Raw genomic sequence first — 16130 nt, 5'->3', positions numbered from 1 at the left:
CGTCGAAGAGCGCATCTGCGAATACCATCGGCATTCGGCACGAATGCCGCCGAAGGCGAATAACCAACACCAGGGGACATAAGTGAAACTGATCAGAACAGCAACGGTAGCGGTGGCGTTGACCGCTGCGGTGGCCACCGGAGCGGGCCATGCTGTGGCAGACCCGTCGTCGGACACGGTGAACTACGAGACGTCGGTCAACCCCGACGGAACGGTCACCACCATCCTCAATGCCGGACTGTTCCGGGTCGACGCCACGAACGAGACCGTGTCCGTCATCGACCAGGCCGGTGCCACGCTTGCATCTGTCCCGCTGGAATACACCGTCAACGGCACCGTCTACTCGATCGCACCGCTGATCGGTGCCGAGGGTCGCGAACTGACATTGACTCCGCAGACGGTTCCCGTCGCCGATGTCGCCGGTCCGCGGACCAAGCAGCAGGCGTTCGACAACATGGTCAACCAGCTCGCGATCGGCTGGAACAACGGTGGTGGTGTCGGCACGGCGATCGGCGCAGGCCTCGGTTTCGCCATCGGCTGTGTGTCGATCTTCCCGAACTTCATCTCCGGGTGCATCATCGGAACCGTCATCGGTACGGTCGCGGGCGCAGTCATCGGTACCAGCAACGGAAACCCGCAGGCTCAGCCTGCAGTGTTCGAGTACTTCACCACTCCGTAGGCACGTCGACCCCGAGTCGGGGAGTGTCGAACAGCGGGCAGGGCGTCAATGCCCTACCCGCTGTTTTCGGTTCTTCCGGTCAGCGCGCGGCGCATCGACACAGCCTTGACCATGGTCTCCTCGAACTCCTCGTCGGGATCGGAGAGAGCGACGATCGCGCCGCCGACGCCGTACGTCACTTCGTGTTCGGTGGCCACGATCGTGCGGATGACGATCGAGAAATCCGCGGTGCCGGTGATCGAGAAGTAACCGATAGCACCCGAGTACACCCCCCGCGGTCCGTCTTCGAGTTTGTCGATGATCGCCATCGTGCGGATCTTCGGAGCTCCAGTCATCGATCCACCCGGAAACGCAGCGCGGATACAGTCCGCGGCCGACGCGTCGTCGCGCAGGCGCCCACGAACCGTCGAGACCAATTGGTGTACGGGAGCATAGGTTTCGACATCGAACAGCTTCGGCACGTGCACCGACCCCGGCACGCAGACCTGGGCGAGGTCGTTGCGCACCAGGTCCACGATCATCAGGTTTTCGGCCTTGTCCTTCTCGTTCGCGACGAGATCGGCCTTCAGTGCGTTGTCTTCCTGCGCGGTGGCTCCGCGAGGACGAGTTCCCTTGATCGGCTTCGACTCGACTATGCGGTCGGCGTCGATGCGCAGGAAGCGTTCCGGAGACGCACTCAACACCGACAGCTCGGGGAACTTCAGCAGGGCGCTGTACGGAGTGGGGTTGATTTCGCGCATGTACGAGTAGGTGGCGGTCGCGTCGATGGAACCGGCCACGGTCGCCGTGTTGGTCAAACAGACCTCGTACGTCTCACCGGAACGGATCTCGGCAAGGCACTGGGAAATCAGATCGAGGTAGTGGGCACGGTCGTGGCGTAGGCGGGGTTCGAGCGACCGATCGGCTCCGAGCAGGGGAGTGCCGGAGGCGGGCACACCCGGACGGTTGTCGGGGGCGACCTTTCGGGACAGACCATGCAGGGTATCGGTGACCGAGTCGAACCACGTCGCCAACACAGGATCCCCGGGGGTGGTCGCCAACCCCATCAGATAGAGGGTGCCTGCCTCGTGGTCGAACACCAACGCGCGGTCTGCGAAGACCATCGACGCGTCGGGAGTCGCAGAGGTGTGCACCAGTTGCCCACCGGTGTCGGCCTTGAGTTCGTAGCCCAGGTACCCCACGTAACCGAGACCGAAAGCGAACGGTAGGTCGTGCCGAGGGGGAGTGGCCCGCTCTCGTAAACGGTCGTCGATGTAGTCGAAGAACGTCGAGTGAATGCGCTCGGTCGTACCGTCTGAACCTTGCACGGTCACCGTGGTCTCGGCAACCGAATAGGTCACGTACTCCGCATGGGGACCCGAGCAGTCGCCCATGACGGTGAATCTGCAGTCGGGTTCGAGAGCCGCGCTGCCGTCCAGCCAGAAACTCTTCGAGCCGTCCGCGAACAGAGCTTCGAAGACCTGCTCGGAGTCGAATGCTCCTTCCAGCGAACGTGTTTCGATGGTGAACATCGAATCCTGAGTACGCGCGGCACTCGATGCGCTCGATCGAGCCAACGTCAGATCGCGGAAATTGGCGAGTAGTTCGCGGCCGTATTCGGTGCTGATCGACTCGGGATGGAACTGAACTCCCCACATGGGCTTGCTGCGGTGACGAACCGCCATGACCAGTCCGTCGGGCGTCCACGCGACTTCCTCGAAGTCGGCAGGGGTGCGGGTCACGACGAGCGAGTGATATCGCACTACCGAGTACGGCGACGGAATCCCTTCGAACAGATCCACACCCGTATGGGTGATGTCGGTGATCCTGCCGTGCATCGGCGCGGGCGCGAGATCGACACTGCCACCGAACAGATGGCACAGACCCTGATGCCCGAGGCACACGCCGAGTATCGGTAGACCCGACTCGAGTATCACGCGGGCACTGATCCCGAAGTCCTGCTCGACATCCGGACGCCCGGGACCGGGCGAGATCACGACGTTGTCGTAGGCGTCGAAATTCAGCGACGTCCACTCGACGTCGTTCTTGACCACAGTGGGCGGTCGGCCGTTCACCTCGGTCAGAAGGCTGTACAGGTTGTAGGTGAACGAATCGTAATTGTCCACCAGGAGCGTATGGATCGTCATCGGAGTGCTTCTACCGTTCACTGTCGAGGCCGGGCCCGGGCGTCGGAGAATCGATGATCGAATCCTCGACGCGACATGCCTCTGCAATCATCGATCGATACAGATCTTCGAGAAAATCGGGAGACAGTCCATTGGCCGACGCGAATTCTCGCGCTCGTTCGGTCACCAGTCCGACGCGGCCTGGTTGCATCATCGGAATGTCATGTTCACGTTTTACGTGTGCAACTCGTACACACACATCGATGCGGTCTCGAATTGCAGCGCGCAGAACCTCGTCGATTCCGTCCAACTCGCGCCTCAACTCCGCAAGCTTCTGCTCGCCGACTGCGCGATGACCTTCCGATTTCGCATCGGAGGCCGCCGTACGCAAGGCGTCGGTCGAGCGCTGATCAGAATCCTGGCTCACGTGTTGATGCCCCCTGGTTTATTCGACTCCGGTGCCTGCTGTTTATCGATATTGTCCGATAACTGTTACGGCAACCGTTCACGAATCGTCCACTTGTGTGACAACCGATACTCGATGATGTCACCTCGGACTCTGACACCGCCAGTCGATCGTATTGGAATCCTCGTTCGGTGGACAATTAATGCGACAAAGCACATCGAAACATTCAGCAGGTTCGAATAGCACAAAAAAACTGCACCGCCGGATTGTTTCCAATCAGGCGGTGCAGTGAGCGGCGGCGGTCATGCCCCGCGGCGCTTCACCTTCAGCAGGTCCAAGCGTTCCTTGAGGAGTTCTTCGAGCTCGTCGACCGAGCGACGCTCGAGCAACATGTCCCAGTGGGTGCGGGGAGGCTTGACCTTTTTGGCCTCCGGCGCGGTGCCTTCGATCAGCGACCCTTCCAGGCCATTGCGGCATGCCCAGGTACCCGGAATCTCGGCATCGTCGGCGAACGGTACGTCGAACTCTTCGCCGTTGTCGCACCGGTAGCGCGCAACGCGGCGGGGTGCCAGGTCGTGATCACGGTCGGTCTCGTAACTGACCGCTCCCAGCCGACTACCTCGAAGTACACGATCTGCCATGGTGAAGTCCTCTCCATCGATAGTAGGTACGTGCGCCGAAGCCATCCGTCGACTTCGAACTACACCGTCTACCCACTGATCTACAACGTCGCCGCACGCCGGTTCGTTCCCGAGCCGATGGGTCCAGGCGCGGTCCGATCGGCGCAGCTTATCGGGCGATCTTACCTCGCGGCCGCAGTAGGCTGAACGACCATGTCCGTCAGAACCCGCCGCGACCAGACATGCACCTGGTGCGGACGCCCGGTCGCCGATTCCGGAACCGGCCGGAAGCGGCGGTACTGCCGTCAATCGTGCCGTCAACGCGCCTACGAGCAACGCAGCGCGACCAAAGGGACGTCGATTCCCGACGACGCTGTCGTGTTGACCGCCGAGGAGGTATCGGCGGCGGCCGACAGAGCGTTCGAAGTTCGGTGTGCTGCCGAGGACGTCAGCACTGCGGTGACGGAGGGTGCCGACGCCGCCGAATTGCACCGACTGTGCGTCGAACTGTTGGCCAAGGCGCACGACGCAGAACGGCTGCGCTGAGCTGGAGTTCCTCTCCAGTTCACGGACTACGTGGACAATGGTCGAAGCCCGCGCGACTGTGCGGGCGAGTACCACCTAGTGAGGAGCTCCATGGCGTTCTGGGATCAACTCAAGTCCAAGGCACAGGAATTGAACGGCCAGCTGCAGACGAAGACCAGCCAGTTCAAGAACAAGGAATTCGCCAACGGCAGCATGGCCATGTGCGCCCTGATCGCGGCGGCCGACGGCACCATCGATCCTGCCGAGCGCCAGAAGACGGCATCTCTCATCGCCGGTAACGAGGCACTGCGAGTGTTCGAGCCCGACGAACTTCGGCAGAAATTCGACTGGTACTGCGACAAGCTGCAGGGAGATTTCGATTTTGGGAAGGTCGAGGCGACAGCCACGATCGGCAAACTGAAATCGAAGCCCGACCAAGCACGAGCCGTCATCCAGATCGGCATCATCATCGGCGGCGCAGACGGCCATTTCGACGATCACGAGAAGGCCGCAGTGCGCAACGCGTGCTTCGCGGTCGGAATCGATCCGGCCGAGTTCGAGCTCTGAGAGTTCCCAGCCGAAGTATCACGTAGGAACGGCGGTCGACGAAGCAATCCGCGTCGTCGACCGCCGTTCCCGTCGAGCCTCGTGCGCTGTGAAATTGCGGTCTTGCCGGGATACTGAGGACACTCCGACGGCATGTGCCGATGTCGAACGATCCGTTGGAGATCCGGTTGCAGCCCACCAGCAAAGGGACCGTGCATGACAGTTGCCGCGATCTACCTCGTCATCGCCTTCGGTTTGGGTGGACTTGCCATGGTGGTACGGCTGCCTCCACTGGTCGGATTTCTGGCTGCCGGTTTCGTCATCAATGCACTCGACGTCGGTGAGGTGCCCCAGCTCGAGCTGCTCGCTGATCTGGGTGTGACGCTGTTGTTGTTCGCCATCGGTCTCAAGCTCGACGTTCGTATTCTGCTGCGCCGGGAAGTGTGGCTGACCACCTCGGTGCATCTGGTGATCAGCGTCGTGGTCGGTACCACCGTTCTGTGGCTGGCTGCCGTGGCGGGGTTGGCCATGCTGTCCGGGCAGAGCCTGACGACGATCGCATTGCTCGCCTTCGCCATGTCGTTCTCGAGCACCGTCTTCGTGGTCAAGGTTCTCGAGGAGCGAGGGGAGTCACACGCCCTCTACGGACGGGTGGCGATCGGTGTCCTGGTGATGCAGGACATCGTCGCCGTGGTGTTCCTGACCGTCACCAGCGGCACGCTGCCCAGTCCCTGGGCGCTGATGCTGGTGCTGCTGTGGCCCGTCACTCGCATCCTCCGACGAGTATGGAGCGGACTGGGTCACGGTGAGATGCAATCCCTCTTCGGCATCGTGATGGCGCTGGTGCCCGGTTACGCGCTGTTCTCCGCACTGGGTCTCAAAGGAGACCTGGGTGCACTGATCATCGGTGTACTGCTGGCGTCGCATCCGGCATCGTCCGAGCTGTCTCGATCGTTGTTCCACATCAAGGAACTGCTGCTGGTCGGCTTTTTCGTCTCGATCGGTCTGTCCGGTCTACCCGACCTGCCCAGTCTCGGCGTCGCACTGCTCATGGTGTTTCTGTTGCCGCTCAAGTCCGTGCTGTATCTCGCGCTGTTCGCCCTGATGAAGTTGCGATATCGAACAGCTCTGCTTGCCGGGTTGAGCCTGATGAACTATTCGGAATTCGGATTGATCGTCGTCTCGGTCGGAGTGACGACCGGCCTGCTGGCACCGGCATGGCTGGTCGAGATGTCGATAGCCGTGGCCCTGAGCTTCGTGGCGTCGGCGCTGGTCAACGGACGAGGGCACCTGATGGTCGAGAAGATTGCGACTCGTTTGCCCGAGCAGGACGAGGGCAGTCTGCATCCGGAGGAACGTTCCGGTGACGCCGGCGATGCCGAGGTCGTCGTGATCGGAATGGGGCGTGTCGGGTTCGCGGCGTATCAGCGGCTGACCGACCACTACCGCCTCGGTGTGGTGGGTGTCGACTACGACGGGCCACGCATTCGCCGACTCGCCGATCAGGGCCTGCGAGTGATCGAAGGCGACGCGACCGACCTGGACTTCTGGAACCAACTACGCCACTCCGAGTCGGTTCGAATCGCGGTGCTGGCGATGCCGCGTCACGGCGCCAACGTCACTGCCCTCGCCTGTCTGCGCGAATCCGGGTTCAGTGGCACGGTCGCTGCTGTCGCGCGCTACGACGACGAAGTGCAGTGGGCCAGGGATCACGGTGTCGACATCGCCTTCAACGTCTATGCGGGAGCGGGCTTGGAGCTGGCGGACCAGGTTGGCCATGCGTCCCCGGTCCAAGGCAACGACACTCTCGCCGACGATCGTGGTACACCCGCTGTCGACGGCGTCACCCGACCGGTGACCGAACCGGCAACACACAAGGAGAGCCCGTGACCGATCGGTCGATACCTCCCAATGCCGAATGGAATGCACGGGCCAGGGGAGAGACGCCGACTCAGCAGCTCGACAGGAACTGGCTCGGGTTACTTCAGGAACTGCGCGTCGAACAGACCGGGGTTCAGCTGTTGACCGGATTTCTCCTGACCCTGCCGTTCCAACAACGGTTCGACGACGTGTCCACATTCGGCCGAGCGGTGTATCTGATCACCGTCAGTGCGTCGATCGTTGCAACCATCCTGCTGATTGCGCCGGTGGGAATGCACCGAATTCTGTTCCGTCACAAAGAAATCGATGTACTCGTACGGGTCGGCAACCGACTCGCGATCGCAGGCCTGTTCATGCTGGGCATCGCACTGGTGGGAGTAGTGGCTCTCACGTTCGACTTCGTGGTCGGTCCGCTCGTCGGCATCGTAGCGGCACTGGTCGCTCTGACCCTTCTCCTCACGTTGTGGGTGGCACTCCCACGGTGGTATCTGAAAACTCGATGACGTTGCGGTGACGACAAATTCGCTCGGTGTCTGCTCTCACGCCGGCCAGCGACTGCGTTTCGCTCGATACATCTCCGAGTCCGCGATGCGGAGTACGTCGTGCGCGGACTGCCGCACATCACTGTCCGCGTCGACTGGTACCACTGCCGACCCGACACTGACGGTGAGTCCGGACAACATCCGGGCCCGTCCGAGGCGCTCCACGAGCTCTGCAGTTCGGTCGGTGAGGTCGGCAGGTCGCCCGACGGCGATGCACGCGAACTCGTCACCGCCCAGTCGTGCGACGATCCAGCGGTTGGCCGCCAGCGCTCGCATGTGCTGGGCCACATCGACGAGAACCGCGTCGCCGGTGTGATGTCCGTAGCTGTCGTTGACACCCTTCATCCCGTCGACATCGGCGGCGACGGCGCATATCACCTTCGGTTCCACATCCGGTGTCGTCATCGCGGTGGCAGCTACTGCAGCGAACAGCCCGCGACGGTTGTGCAGGCCGGTCAGCGGGTCCACCAGCGACTCCCGTGCCCGAGATCTGAGCTCGCTCACGTACACCATCAGAATGAGCGGAGACGCGAACATCAACAGCATGGTCATACTGTGTGCGGCAACGACCCAGCCGCTGGCGACGTCCGCGTGCACGGTGAGTGCGGCCACCACCGCAAGGATCACTGTGGCGAAAACGATGTGCACGAGACAGGGGAGTAGCGGCACCGCCACCACAGCCAGAGTGGTGATGACGGCGAAGAGTACCGTGCCGCCGATCGCAGTCATTGTCGTGTCCTTCAACAACAGACCGGCGGCGATCGATACATCCGAATACACGATGAATGCAGTCAGCAGACGCGGTCCCGGCCATCGACCGAAGAACCAACGCAACGCGACCGGAAACGCGGTCAGGCTGATTGCTACCACCGCATGTACTCGCCAACCGCTGTATTCCTCGGACGGTGCGCTCAGTAAACCGATGAGACCGATCGACAACGTCCCCGAGCCGACGAGTAATCGAATGACGCGAGTTCGAGTCGCGTCCAGATCCAACAGCCCCGCCACCGAACTGTCCGCGCGCTGTTGCGACGACACACGTCGACCCGAGGCCGAGATGAACGGACGAACGGCGAACATCGGGTGACCTTCGGCTGGTATCTGCACCGAGCAATTTCACGGACAGTAGCAGAAACGTGCGCTTCGACCACGGAATCAGCCGATACCGATCGAAATGACCGTTTTCGACATGATCACCGTCGCACTGAGAAGATTCCAACTCCCGCCGCATCACCCCAAAACGTCACTGTGACGTTTCGGAGCAGTGAAACGGGGACGACCCAGGAGCGGCCCGAGAAATGGCCTGGATCAGGCGGGATACGCGCACGTCATCCAATCACAGCGAAGAGCCGAGCCGGCCAACGGCGGATGGCCGACGCGACGCTCGAAAACTGTGCGCACGCCGGTGGAAGAGTCGACGCAGACACACCCGTACATTTCGACTCACACGAACCGGACAGCCGTGCCAACCGGCCAGTCAGCTTCCGAGCTGCGCCATCTTTTTGCCGATAATCAACATTATGTCAAGTAATCTCTCGCGAGTCGCAGAAAATGCGAACTCGGACGGCTCCCCGACGAGGCCACCGAAGTAAGTACTGCAGTCATGGCGCACCTGGCCATGACCTGCATCGGTCGATCCTAGCGGAGACTCGAATCGAATCTGGTGATGTCGCTGATGCGATTCGGCGTCGAAGCCGTTCGAGCCGCATGTGGTGTGACCTGCTACTACGTACACTTATTCGCACTATATGCGAGACTTTCGCGTAGATTGCGAACGACGGGCTGGGGGGTCTGATGAGACGTAGTGAGTTGCCGCCTGGTGCGGCGCAGTTGCAGTTGGCCGATGGGGTCGCTGTACTACGGCCTGCAGAGGCGGTGTTCGAAGCGATGATGACGGGTTGGTCGCGTCAACAGTTGGCGCGCAACCTCTCCCCGGGCACCATCGCGAGTCGAGTCTCGGTCATTCGACGGTTTCACAGCTTTTGTGATGCGGAAGGGCCATGGGTGTGGACTGCGTCGCAGGCCGACGATTGGGCGGCCGAACTCCGCGGAATCGATGGCGCCGCACACAGCACTGTACTGGGGTATCAGGGCGCGATCCGGCAATTCATGGCATACCTGACCGATCCTGCGTACGGATGGATTACTCAGTGCGAGAACCGGTTCGGTACTCATCCAATCCAGGTCATCTTCGAGTCGAACTCCGCTCACCATGTTCAGGAAGGCGCCAGTGATCCCCGCAAACGCGCCTACACCGTCGACGAATTGCAAGACCTGTGCGACACCGCCGACGATCAGGTGGACCGGCGCCGGGACGCCGGTGTCAAGGGCCCGATGGTCGCCTTCCGGACCGCGACCATCACCAAGGTCGCCTACGCATGGGGTTTGCGCCGCAACGAAACTCGTATGTTAGATCTGTCGGACTTCGGACCGAATCCACGCGCGCCGCAGTTCGGCCAGTTCGGTGTCTGCTACGTCCGCTACGGCAAACCCAGCAAAGGATCGCCGCCCAAGCGGCGCGGGGTGCTCACCGTTCCGGAAACTGCCTGGGTGATCGACTGCCTCGAACAGTGGATCGAGCACGCCCGTCCCGTCTTCGGACGCAACAGCGCAGCGCTGTTTCCCACCGAACGGTCCGATCGCATCAGCGCCGGGGCCGTCTCGACCAGCTTCGCCGCACTATGTGACCAAGCAGGACTTACCGATCCGGGACTGGACTTTCACTCGCTGCGACGGTCCTACGTGAGCATGCTCGTCGAATCCGGTTACGACACTCGGTTCATCCAAGAGCAGGTCGGCCACGAGCATGCGTCCACCACGTCGATCTACACGTTCGTCTCCCCCGACTACCGCACCCGCGTGGTCGCCTCGGCTCTGGCGGCCGCCGCGGACCGACTCACAGCTGCGAACAGCACGACGACGAACCAGCAGAAGGGACCATAGCCATGCAGTACCGCATCGGATACCAATGGCGTTTGAGAGAAATCATGGCCGCCCGCGGGATGAACAACATCTCCGATCTGATGACACCACTGCACGACATCGGAATCGAACTGTCCGCCTCTCAGCTCTACCGCCTCCTGGGAAACACCCCGGACAGGTTGCCATTGGCGCTGCTCGGTGCCCTGTGCCACGTCCTCGACTGCTCCACCGAAGACCTCTGCGACTTCCGCGTCGACGCCACCCCGTCGCGCCGGACCGCCGGCGCACGCGGCCCAGCAATCGCCGCGGTTCCCGATCCCATGGTGCGGCCCACACGCGCCCGCATCCACCGACCCGGCCCACCTCAGTAGAAGCCCGCCGCTGTCACGCGAAGGAATCGTGCATGATCACAGTGATCAAATCCCCTGCGCCGCAATATCTCTGCGTCAGGTGCGGCGGAACTGGCCAACGTCGAGGAGTCCGCTGGCCCGAGGGCTTCGTCTGCCGACGCTGCTACCAACACGCCACCCGCTGCCGCGGCACCTGTCCCGACTGCGCCCTGCCGAACAAACTGCTTCCCGGACGCAATGCGAAAGCCGAGCCGGTCTGCACCGACTGCGCCGGCATCGACGACCCTCGTCTGACCTGCACCCGCTGCGGCGACCAGGACGAACCGCACCGCTACGGGCTCTGCGCCCGCTGCTGCCTCACCGACGACCTCACAACCCTGTTCACCGCACCGGGTGCCGATGACATCACCCCCGAACTACTCCCGCTGCTCGAAGTGCTGACCAGTCAGGAGAATCCGCGCAGCGCCATCATCTGGCTGCGCAACCCCGACGTGCTCGAGCTACTCACCGGCATCGCCGCCCGCCGCTACCCCATCGCGCACACCACCTTCACCGACCACGCCTCCCCGCGCACCGCTCGCCACCTCCGAGATTTGTTTGTCGGCTGCGGCATACTGCCCGCTTACGACCGCAACCTGGACCGCTTCACCAGCTGGCTCGACACCACACTCGACACCACCGCGATCCACCACGCCCGAGACGTGATCACCGGCTTCGCGACGTGGAATCACCTGCGCAAACTCCGATCCCGCGCCGAACACGGACCACTACCCGAAGGCCCCGTGCGCAGCGCCAAGCAAGAGATCACCGTCGCCATCGCCTTCGTCAACTGGCTCTACGAGCACAACGTCGACCTCAGATCCGCAACCCAGACCGACATCGACACCTGGATCGCCACCGGACCGACCACCCGCAGCACCGCCATGATGTTCGTCAGATGGTGCACCCGCCAGCAACACATGCACCCCGAACTGAACTTTCCCCACCGTCAACCCCGCCAGACGCCCGTCACCAGCGACGAACACCGCTACGCCCAACTCGCCGAGACCCTCCGCAGCTCCGACACCCCGACTTGGGTCCAGGCCGCGACCGTCCTCCTCCTGATCTGTGCGCAGCCGGTCACTCGCATTGCCGCACTCCCCCTCGATGCAATCGCCGTCACCGACGACGGCCAGGTCAGCATCGGTTTCACCGGTGACCCCGTGGCGATCCCGGCAGCACTCGCCACACCGATCACAGTCCTGACCCGAGCGCGGCCGCACATGAATACCGCTGCCAACCACTCATCGCCCTGGCTGTTTCCTGGCAGGGCACCCGGTCAACACGTCAACCCGCAAACCCTCATGAAACTGTTGCGCAACAACGGAATTGACCTTCGAGGCGCACGCAACAGTGCCATGCGCGAGCTCCTGCGCAGCATCCCGCCAGCGATCGTTGCCGACCAGTTCGGCTTCAACCCCAGCACGACCGAACGCCACGCCCTCACCATCGGCACCGCCTGGAGCGCCTACCCAACTCTGCACGAGAACTCGGAACCCTAGAACACGCGACTTAAGCAGTCGTCGCAACCGGACCGAGTGCAGACGCTGCCCCGTGACTGTTCATAGGGATCCGTCTAGACGGATCGAAGAAAACACCGCGCAGCCTCGAGTCGATGGGCGTTGTAGTCATCCCATTTCGCAGCAGGTACATCCTGGCGTCCTACCTCATCGAATCCCCTTTTGACGAAGAACTCCGCGGCTTCACTGCTGACGGTGACCGCAAAAAGGTTTGCGATGCCCCTCGTGCGGCACTCCTGCAACAGTCCGTCCATCAGCAGGCCACCCGCTCCCAGTCCGGAGAACTCGGCGACTGTGATCAGACCCGACACTTCAGCGAATCCCGTTCCTGCGTAACGGTCTATCTCCAGCCCGACGATACCGGCGAGGTGCCCGGTACGCAGTACCCGCGCACCGAGTCCTCCGACCGCCATCCTGGCAATCTCTATCCGACTGCGCTGCTTGAGAACTCCTTCTCGCACTCCCTGTGCGACCAACGATTCGATTGCAGGGAAATCGTCGACCTGCAAGGACGCCAAGTGGAGGTAGCGGCCCTGGGTGAGGACGGTCCCCCGGCCGTCGAATGTGAACAGCTCGAACTCGAGATCCTCGCCGCGGCAGAGGTTTACGCTGTATGCACCGCCGGCAAGTGCCGCCTCGGCCGCGGACGGAAAGTCGTCGAGACCCCGTTCGGCCAGATGAGCGACCAGTCGCTCGCGGTGCAGGTCCATGTCGGCGAAGCTGCGAGGAGGATCGCCCCAACCTCCTCCCGGGTCGGTCAGAACCATCTTCGAAGCCCGCACGCTCGCAGACACGGTGCCTGCGGTGCGCGCGACCGCGGTTGCCTCCGCCCCGATCACGACGCATTCCGAGTCTGCGATAGCGAGCCACAGACGGGCGACGGACTCGTCGTTCCAGACAGTTCCACTCGCCATGGCCACACCATTGACTGCAGCGGCTACTTCCGGAACGTTGTCGACCGGAACCACGAAAATGAATCGCGTATCACCAGGACCGAACTCCCCGACCGTTCGTTTCACTGCTTCGAGCGCAGCGATGCTCAACACGGGAAGGGCAATCACGATCGTGACCCCGCGGAATTCCTCGATGAAGAAGTCACGCTCGGAAACAGGCACCCCGCTGGACGTCAGTTCGATCGCCGCCTCGCGCGGGACCGCAGGACGCGGCCGCAGTTTTCGTGGATTCGCGCGCAGATCGTAGTTCGCCATGATGGGTCCCAGTTTGGACTGCAGTCTCGCCCCCTGCAACGCTCACGAATTCTCGGGCGTCATGACACTCGACAGCGCGAAGCGCACCGTCAGTTCGACGTCGCCGTCCACCCAGGTGATTGGCACCGTGAGCCCGCTCGGCCACCGACCGTGTGGGACGACTGCGAGATCGTTGTCACGATCAGCTGCGTTCCTCTCCGGGGACGACATCGATTCTTCGGTCGCGTTCGTGTCGAGAACATGACGATCGTGTGGTGACCGTTCCGCCGTCCGACAGACTCGAGCGGACCGAGGTCACGATGGTGGGCGACGTGGCGATCTTCGTCGATGAATGTCCCCTCGACGCCCACGGTGGACAGACCGACGAGCGGCGACGAGCGAATCCGTCCGCCCCGCACACACAGGTCTACGTCGTGTTCGTACCCTTGGAACGTGAACCACGAATAACATGGGTGCGATGCGCTCGTATCCCGAGCGAAACGGATCGGAGGGCCGATGTTCGATCTCCCGGACGATCCGGTGAGTCTTCGATCCTTCCTGGAACGTTCTCCGGACTTCGTTGCGCTGTCCGACTTCACGGGGAGAATTCTGTACATCAATCCCGCAGGATCAACCCTGATCGGACTCGATGACGTGGCCGATATCGGCCAACTCTCGGCCTTGGAACTGCTCACCTCAGACGGAGTCGATCTCACCGACGACATCGCCGCCGGTCTGCTCTCCGAAGGCAAATGGGAGGGATACTGCGAGCTACGCCATCACGTGACCGGCACAGGCATGCCGGTGGTGGTGTCTGCCTATGTGATCGGTCGTGACGACGGCGGCCCCGACGTGGTCGTATCCACCATTCGGCACCGACACACGGTGGAGCAGCGCAATGCCAGGATCGCGGCCGATGCAGTGATCGCCGGTCGTCACGCTCAGGAGCAGAAGGCTCTGGCCGATCTGAGCCGATTCGCCGTCATCGCCGAGCTACCCAGATTGCTCACTGCAGCAACCGACACCGCCGCCACACTGATCGGCGTGGGAAACTCCGCCATCGCCCATCTCGAGCACCCTACCGACCCGTACTTGACCATGGACGCGGCCAGCGGTGCACTCGGCATGCGTCAGGACGTTCCGTCCGGGGACGGTTCGTTGGTGGGATTCACTCTGACGCTCTCGGAGCCCGTCGTGTGCAACGACAGTCACGCCGAGAAGCGCTTCCGGACCGACACGATGATCTCGCTCGGCCTCCGCAGCGGTGTCGGAGTTCCCATCTTCACCGCCGCCGGAAAAGCATGGGGAGTTCTCTCGATCCACAGCGTCGAGGCCCGTCTCTACCGCGACGAAGAAGTGTCGTTCCTCAGTTCGGTGGCCGGGATCGTATCCGCGGCGATACGACGCATCGACCTCGAACTCCAACTGCGACGACGAAGTACCCACGACGCCCTGACCGGTCTGCCGAACCGCACCCTCGCGTACGAGGTCATCGATTCGGCACTGGACCGCGCGAGACAACAGTCCGGCACCGTGGCACTGCTGCTGCTCGACATCGACGACTTCAAGATCATCAACGACAGCTTGGGACACGACGCCGGAGACAGGGCGTTGGTGAAGTTCGTCGAACGGCTCGCCTCGGCGATCCGAGACGCCGACACCATCGCGCGCCTGGGCGGCGACGAATTCTTGATCGTCTGCGAAGGTGTGGACAGCGTTGCTCATGCGGAGGAACTCGCACGACACATCACGAGCTCCATCGCGGTTCCCTTCTCCGCCGAGGACGTGCCCATTCCCTTGAGCGCCAGCATCGGTATCGCGGTGTCCGAACCGAATTCGACTCGGCACGAGCTGATCCACCGCGCCGACTTGGCCATGTACCGCGCGAAGGACAGTGGGACCGGCGGGCATGCCGTTTTCGATCCCACCGATCTCTACGACGCGGATCGCATCAGGTCACTGTCGATAGATCTGCGAGCGGCGCTGCGCGCCGACGAGCTCACTCTCGCGTACCAACCGTTGGTGGACATTGCGTCGCGGAAAATCGTCGCGGTGGAGGCACTCGCCCGCTGGAATCACCATGAGCTCGGGCCCATCGAACCGAGCGAGTTCGTCGGCGTCGCCGAAAGAACAGGTCTTGCAACACCATTGGGCGCATGGGCGCTGCGTACCGCATGCACGGCCGCGGCGCGGTGGCGAACGTTCTCCGACATCGTGGTTCGCGTCAACGTCAGCGCGCTCCAACTCCGCGATCCCGACTTTCCCAACGAGGTCGCTTCCATACTCGCAGAGACAGGACTGCCTGCCTTCGCTCTCGGACTCGAAGTGACCGAAACCGTGTGGGTCGCGGACACCGAGCGCGTGGCCGACACCGTCTCTGCCCTGCACGCGATGGGTGTGGCTCTGCTGCTCGACGACATGGGTAAAGGCCACAGCTCCATGTCGTATCTCGACCGCTACCCCATGTTCGAGTGCTTCAAGATCGACAAGTCGTACATAGCTCGGCTGCCCGCTCCCAGGGCTCGCGCGATCGTCTCGGCCATCGTGGCACTGGCACGCGCATTCGACGTCACCGTCGTCGGCGAGGGCGTCGAGACCGAGGAGCAACTGGAGGCACTGGCCGCTACCGGCTGCGACTTCGCGCAGGGATACCTCTTGGGCCGGCCGGTCGGTGCCGGTGCCATCGCCGATCTGCTTCTCGGTGCCGGATGAATCGCGGAGGAATCGGAAAGCGACGATCACGTCTTTCCACTTTCAACATATAGCGCACCCCGGGGCTTGCGGCAAGACCCCGTGCAGGGCTCAGAA

Annotated in this window: 15 protein-coding genes; 9 read left to right on the top strand and 6 right to left on the bottom strand. The window is 62.6% G+C overall.

What is annotated here, in order from left to right; translation table 11 throughout:
- Positions 1-82: 82 nt before the first annotated feature.
- Positions 83-679 (top strand): hypothetical protein, encoded by a 597-nt coding sequence (locus NY08_RS04735; RefSeq protein ID WP_045195165.1) that lies wholly within the window; start codon positions 83-85, stop codon positions 677-679.
- A gap of 53 nt (positions 680-732) precedes the next feature.
- On the opposite strand, the gene pabB is transcribed toward NY08_RS04735, so the two are convergent.
- From pabB to NY08_RS04720, 3 genes are all read right to left on the bottom strand, one after another.
- Positions 733-2805 carry an aminodeoxychorismate synthase component I gene (pabB, locus tag NY08_RS04730; RefSeq protein ID WP_032398480.1) on the bottom strand — a complete coding sequence of 691 codons (2073 nt, stop codon included), beginning with the start codon at positions 2803-2805 and terminating at the stop codon, positions 733-735.
- Positions 2806-2815: 10 nt separating this feature from the next.
- A complete protein-coding gene (locus NY08_RS04725; RefSeq protein ID WP_230597022.1) occupies positions 2816-3211 on the bottom strand; it encodes a chorismate mutase family protein in 396 nt (131 codons plus the stop codon).
- Between the two features lie 281 nt (positions 3212-3492).
- The gene (locus NY08_RS04720) at positions 3493-3831 is read right to left on the bottom strand and encodes an RNA polymerase-binding protein RbpA (protein ID WP_027497120.1); all 339 of its coding nucleotides are present in this window, start codon (positions 3829-3831) and stop codon (positions 3493-3495) included.
- 192 nt (positions 3832-4023) lie between these two features.
- Here NY08_RS04720 and NY08_RS04715 point away from each other — a divergent pair, with 192 nt between their 5' ends.
- The 4 genes from NY08_RS04715 (at position 4024) to NY08_RS04700 (ending at position 7265) form a co-directional block, all read left to right on the top strand.
- The gene (locus NY08_RS04715) at positions 4024-4356 is read left to right on the top strand and encodes a hypothetical protein (RefSeq protein WP_032398096.1); all 333 of its coding nucleotides are present in this window, start codon (positions 4024-4026) and stop codon (positions 4354-4356) included.
- 90 nt (positions 4357-4446) lie between these two features.
- On the top strand, positions 4447-4902 hold the full coding sequence (locus NY08_RS04710) for a tellurite resistance TerB family protein (protein WP_032398482.1): 456 nt from the start codon (positions 4447-4449) through the stop codon (positions 4900-4902).
- 195 nt (positions 4903-5097) lie between these two features.
- Positions 5098-6771: a cation:proton antiporter family protein gene (locus NY08_RS04705; protein WP_082073693.1), complete on the top strand. Its 1674-nt coding sequence runs from the start codon at positions 5098-5100 to the stop codon at positions 6769-6771.
- A complete protein-coding gene (locus tag NY08_RS04700) occupies positions 6768-7265 on the top strand; it encodes a DUF6328 family protein (RefSeq protein WP_032398097.1) in 498 nt (165 codons plus the stop codon). The genes NY08_RS04705 and NY08_RS04700 overlap by 4 nt, the downstream gene beginning before the upstream one ends.
- A 36-nt stretch (positions 7266-7301) precedes the next feature.
- On the opposite strand, the gene NY08_RS04695 is transcribed toward NY08_RS04700, so the two are convergent.
- Complete coding sequence (locus NY08_RS04695; protein WP_045195163.1) at positions 7302-8384, bottom strand: GGDEF domain-containing protein; 1083 nt, start codon at positions 8382-8384, stop codon at positions 7302-7304.
- Positions 8385-9098: 714 nt separating this feature from the next.
- On the opposite strand from NY08_RS04695, the gene NY08_RS26400 reads away from it, so the two are divergent.
- Genes NY08_RS26400 through NY08_RS04680 form a run of 3 tightly spaced genes read left to right on the top strand, consistent with a single transcriptional unit; the run spans position 9099 to position 12117 of the window.
- On the top strand, positions 9099-10247 hold the full coding sequence (locus NY08_RS26400; RefSeq protein ID WP_082073692.1) for a tyrosine-type recombinase/integrase: 1149 nt from the start codon (positions 9099-9101) through the stop codon (positions 10245-10247).
- A 2-nt stretch (positions 10248-10249) separates the two neighbouring features.
- On the top strand, positions 10250-10597 hold the full coding sequence (locus NY08_RS04685; protein WP_045195161.1) for a helix-turn-helix domain-containing protein: 348 nt from the start codon (positions 10250-10252) through the stop codon (positions 10595-10597).
- A gap of 32 nt (positions 10598-10629) precedes the next feature.
- Complete coding sequence (locus NY08_RS04680) at positions 10630-12117, top strand: hypothetical protein (RefSeq protein ID WP_045195159.1); 1488 nt, start codon at positions 10630-10632, stop codon at positions 12115-12117.
- A 74-nt stretch (positions 12118-12191) separates the two neighbouring features.
- On the opposite strand, the gene NY08_RS04675 is transcribed toward NY08_RS04680, so the two are convergent.
- Together NY08_RS04675 and NY08_RS26015 are read right to left on the bottom strand one after the other, a co-directional pair.
- Positions 12192-13343, bottom strand: a complete 1152-nt coding sequence (locus tag NY08_RS04675; protein ID WP_045199731.1) for a GNAT family N-acetyltransferase — start codon at positions 13341-13343, stop codon at positions 12192-12194.
- A 42-nt stretch (positions 13344-13385) separates the two neighbouring features.
- Entirely contained in the window at positions 13386-13553 is a 168-nt protein-coding gene (locus tag NY08_RS26015; RefSeq protein WP_158462508.1) for a hypothetical protein, read from the bottom strand.
- Positions 13554-13838: 285 nt separating this feature from the next.
- On the opposite strand from NY08_RS26015, the gene NY08_RS04670 reads away from it, so the two are divergent.
- Positions 13839-16034, top strand: coding sequence for a sensor domain-containing protein (locus NY08_RS04670; RefSeq protein ID WP_045195156.1), 2196 nt, complete (start codon positions 13839-13841; stop codon positions 16032-16034).
- Positions 16035-16130: the final 96 nt, after the last annotated feature.

The organism is Rhodococcus sp. B7740 (assembly GCF_000954115.1).
Classification (GTDB): domain Bacteria; phylum Actinomycetota; class Actinomycetes; order Mycobacteriales; family Mycobacteriaceae; genus Rhodococcoides.
The sequence above is the reverse complement of the archived record's forward strand: the minus strand, read 5'-3'. Positions and strand labels throughout refer to the sequence as shown.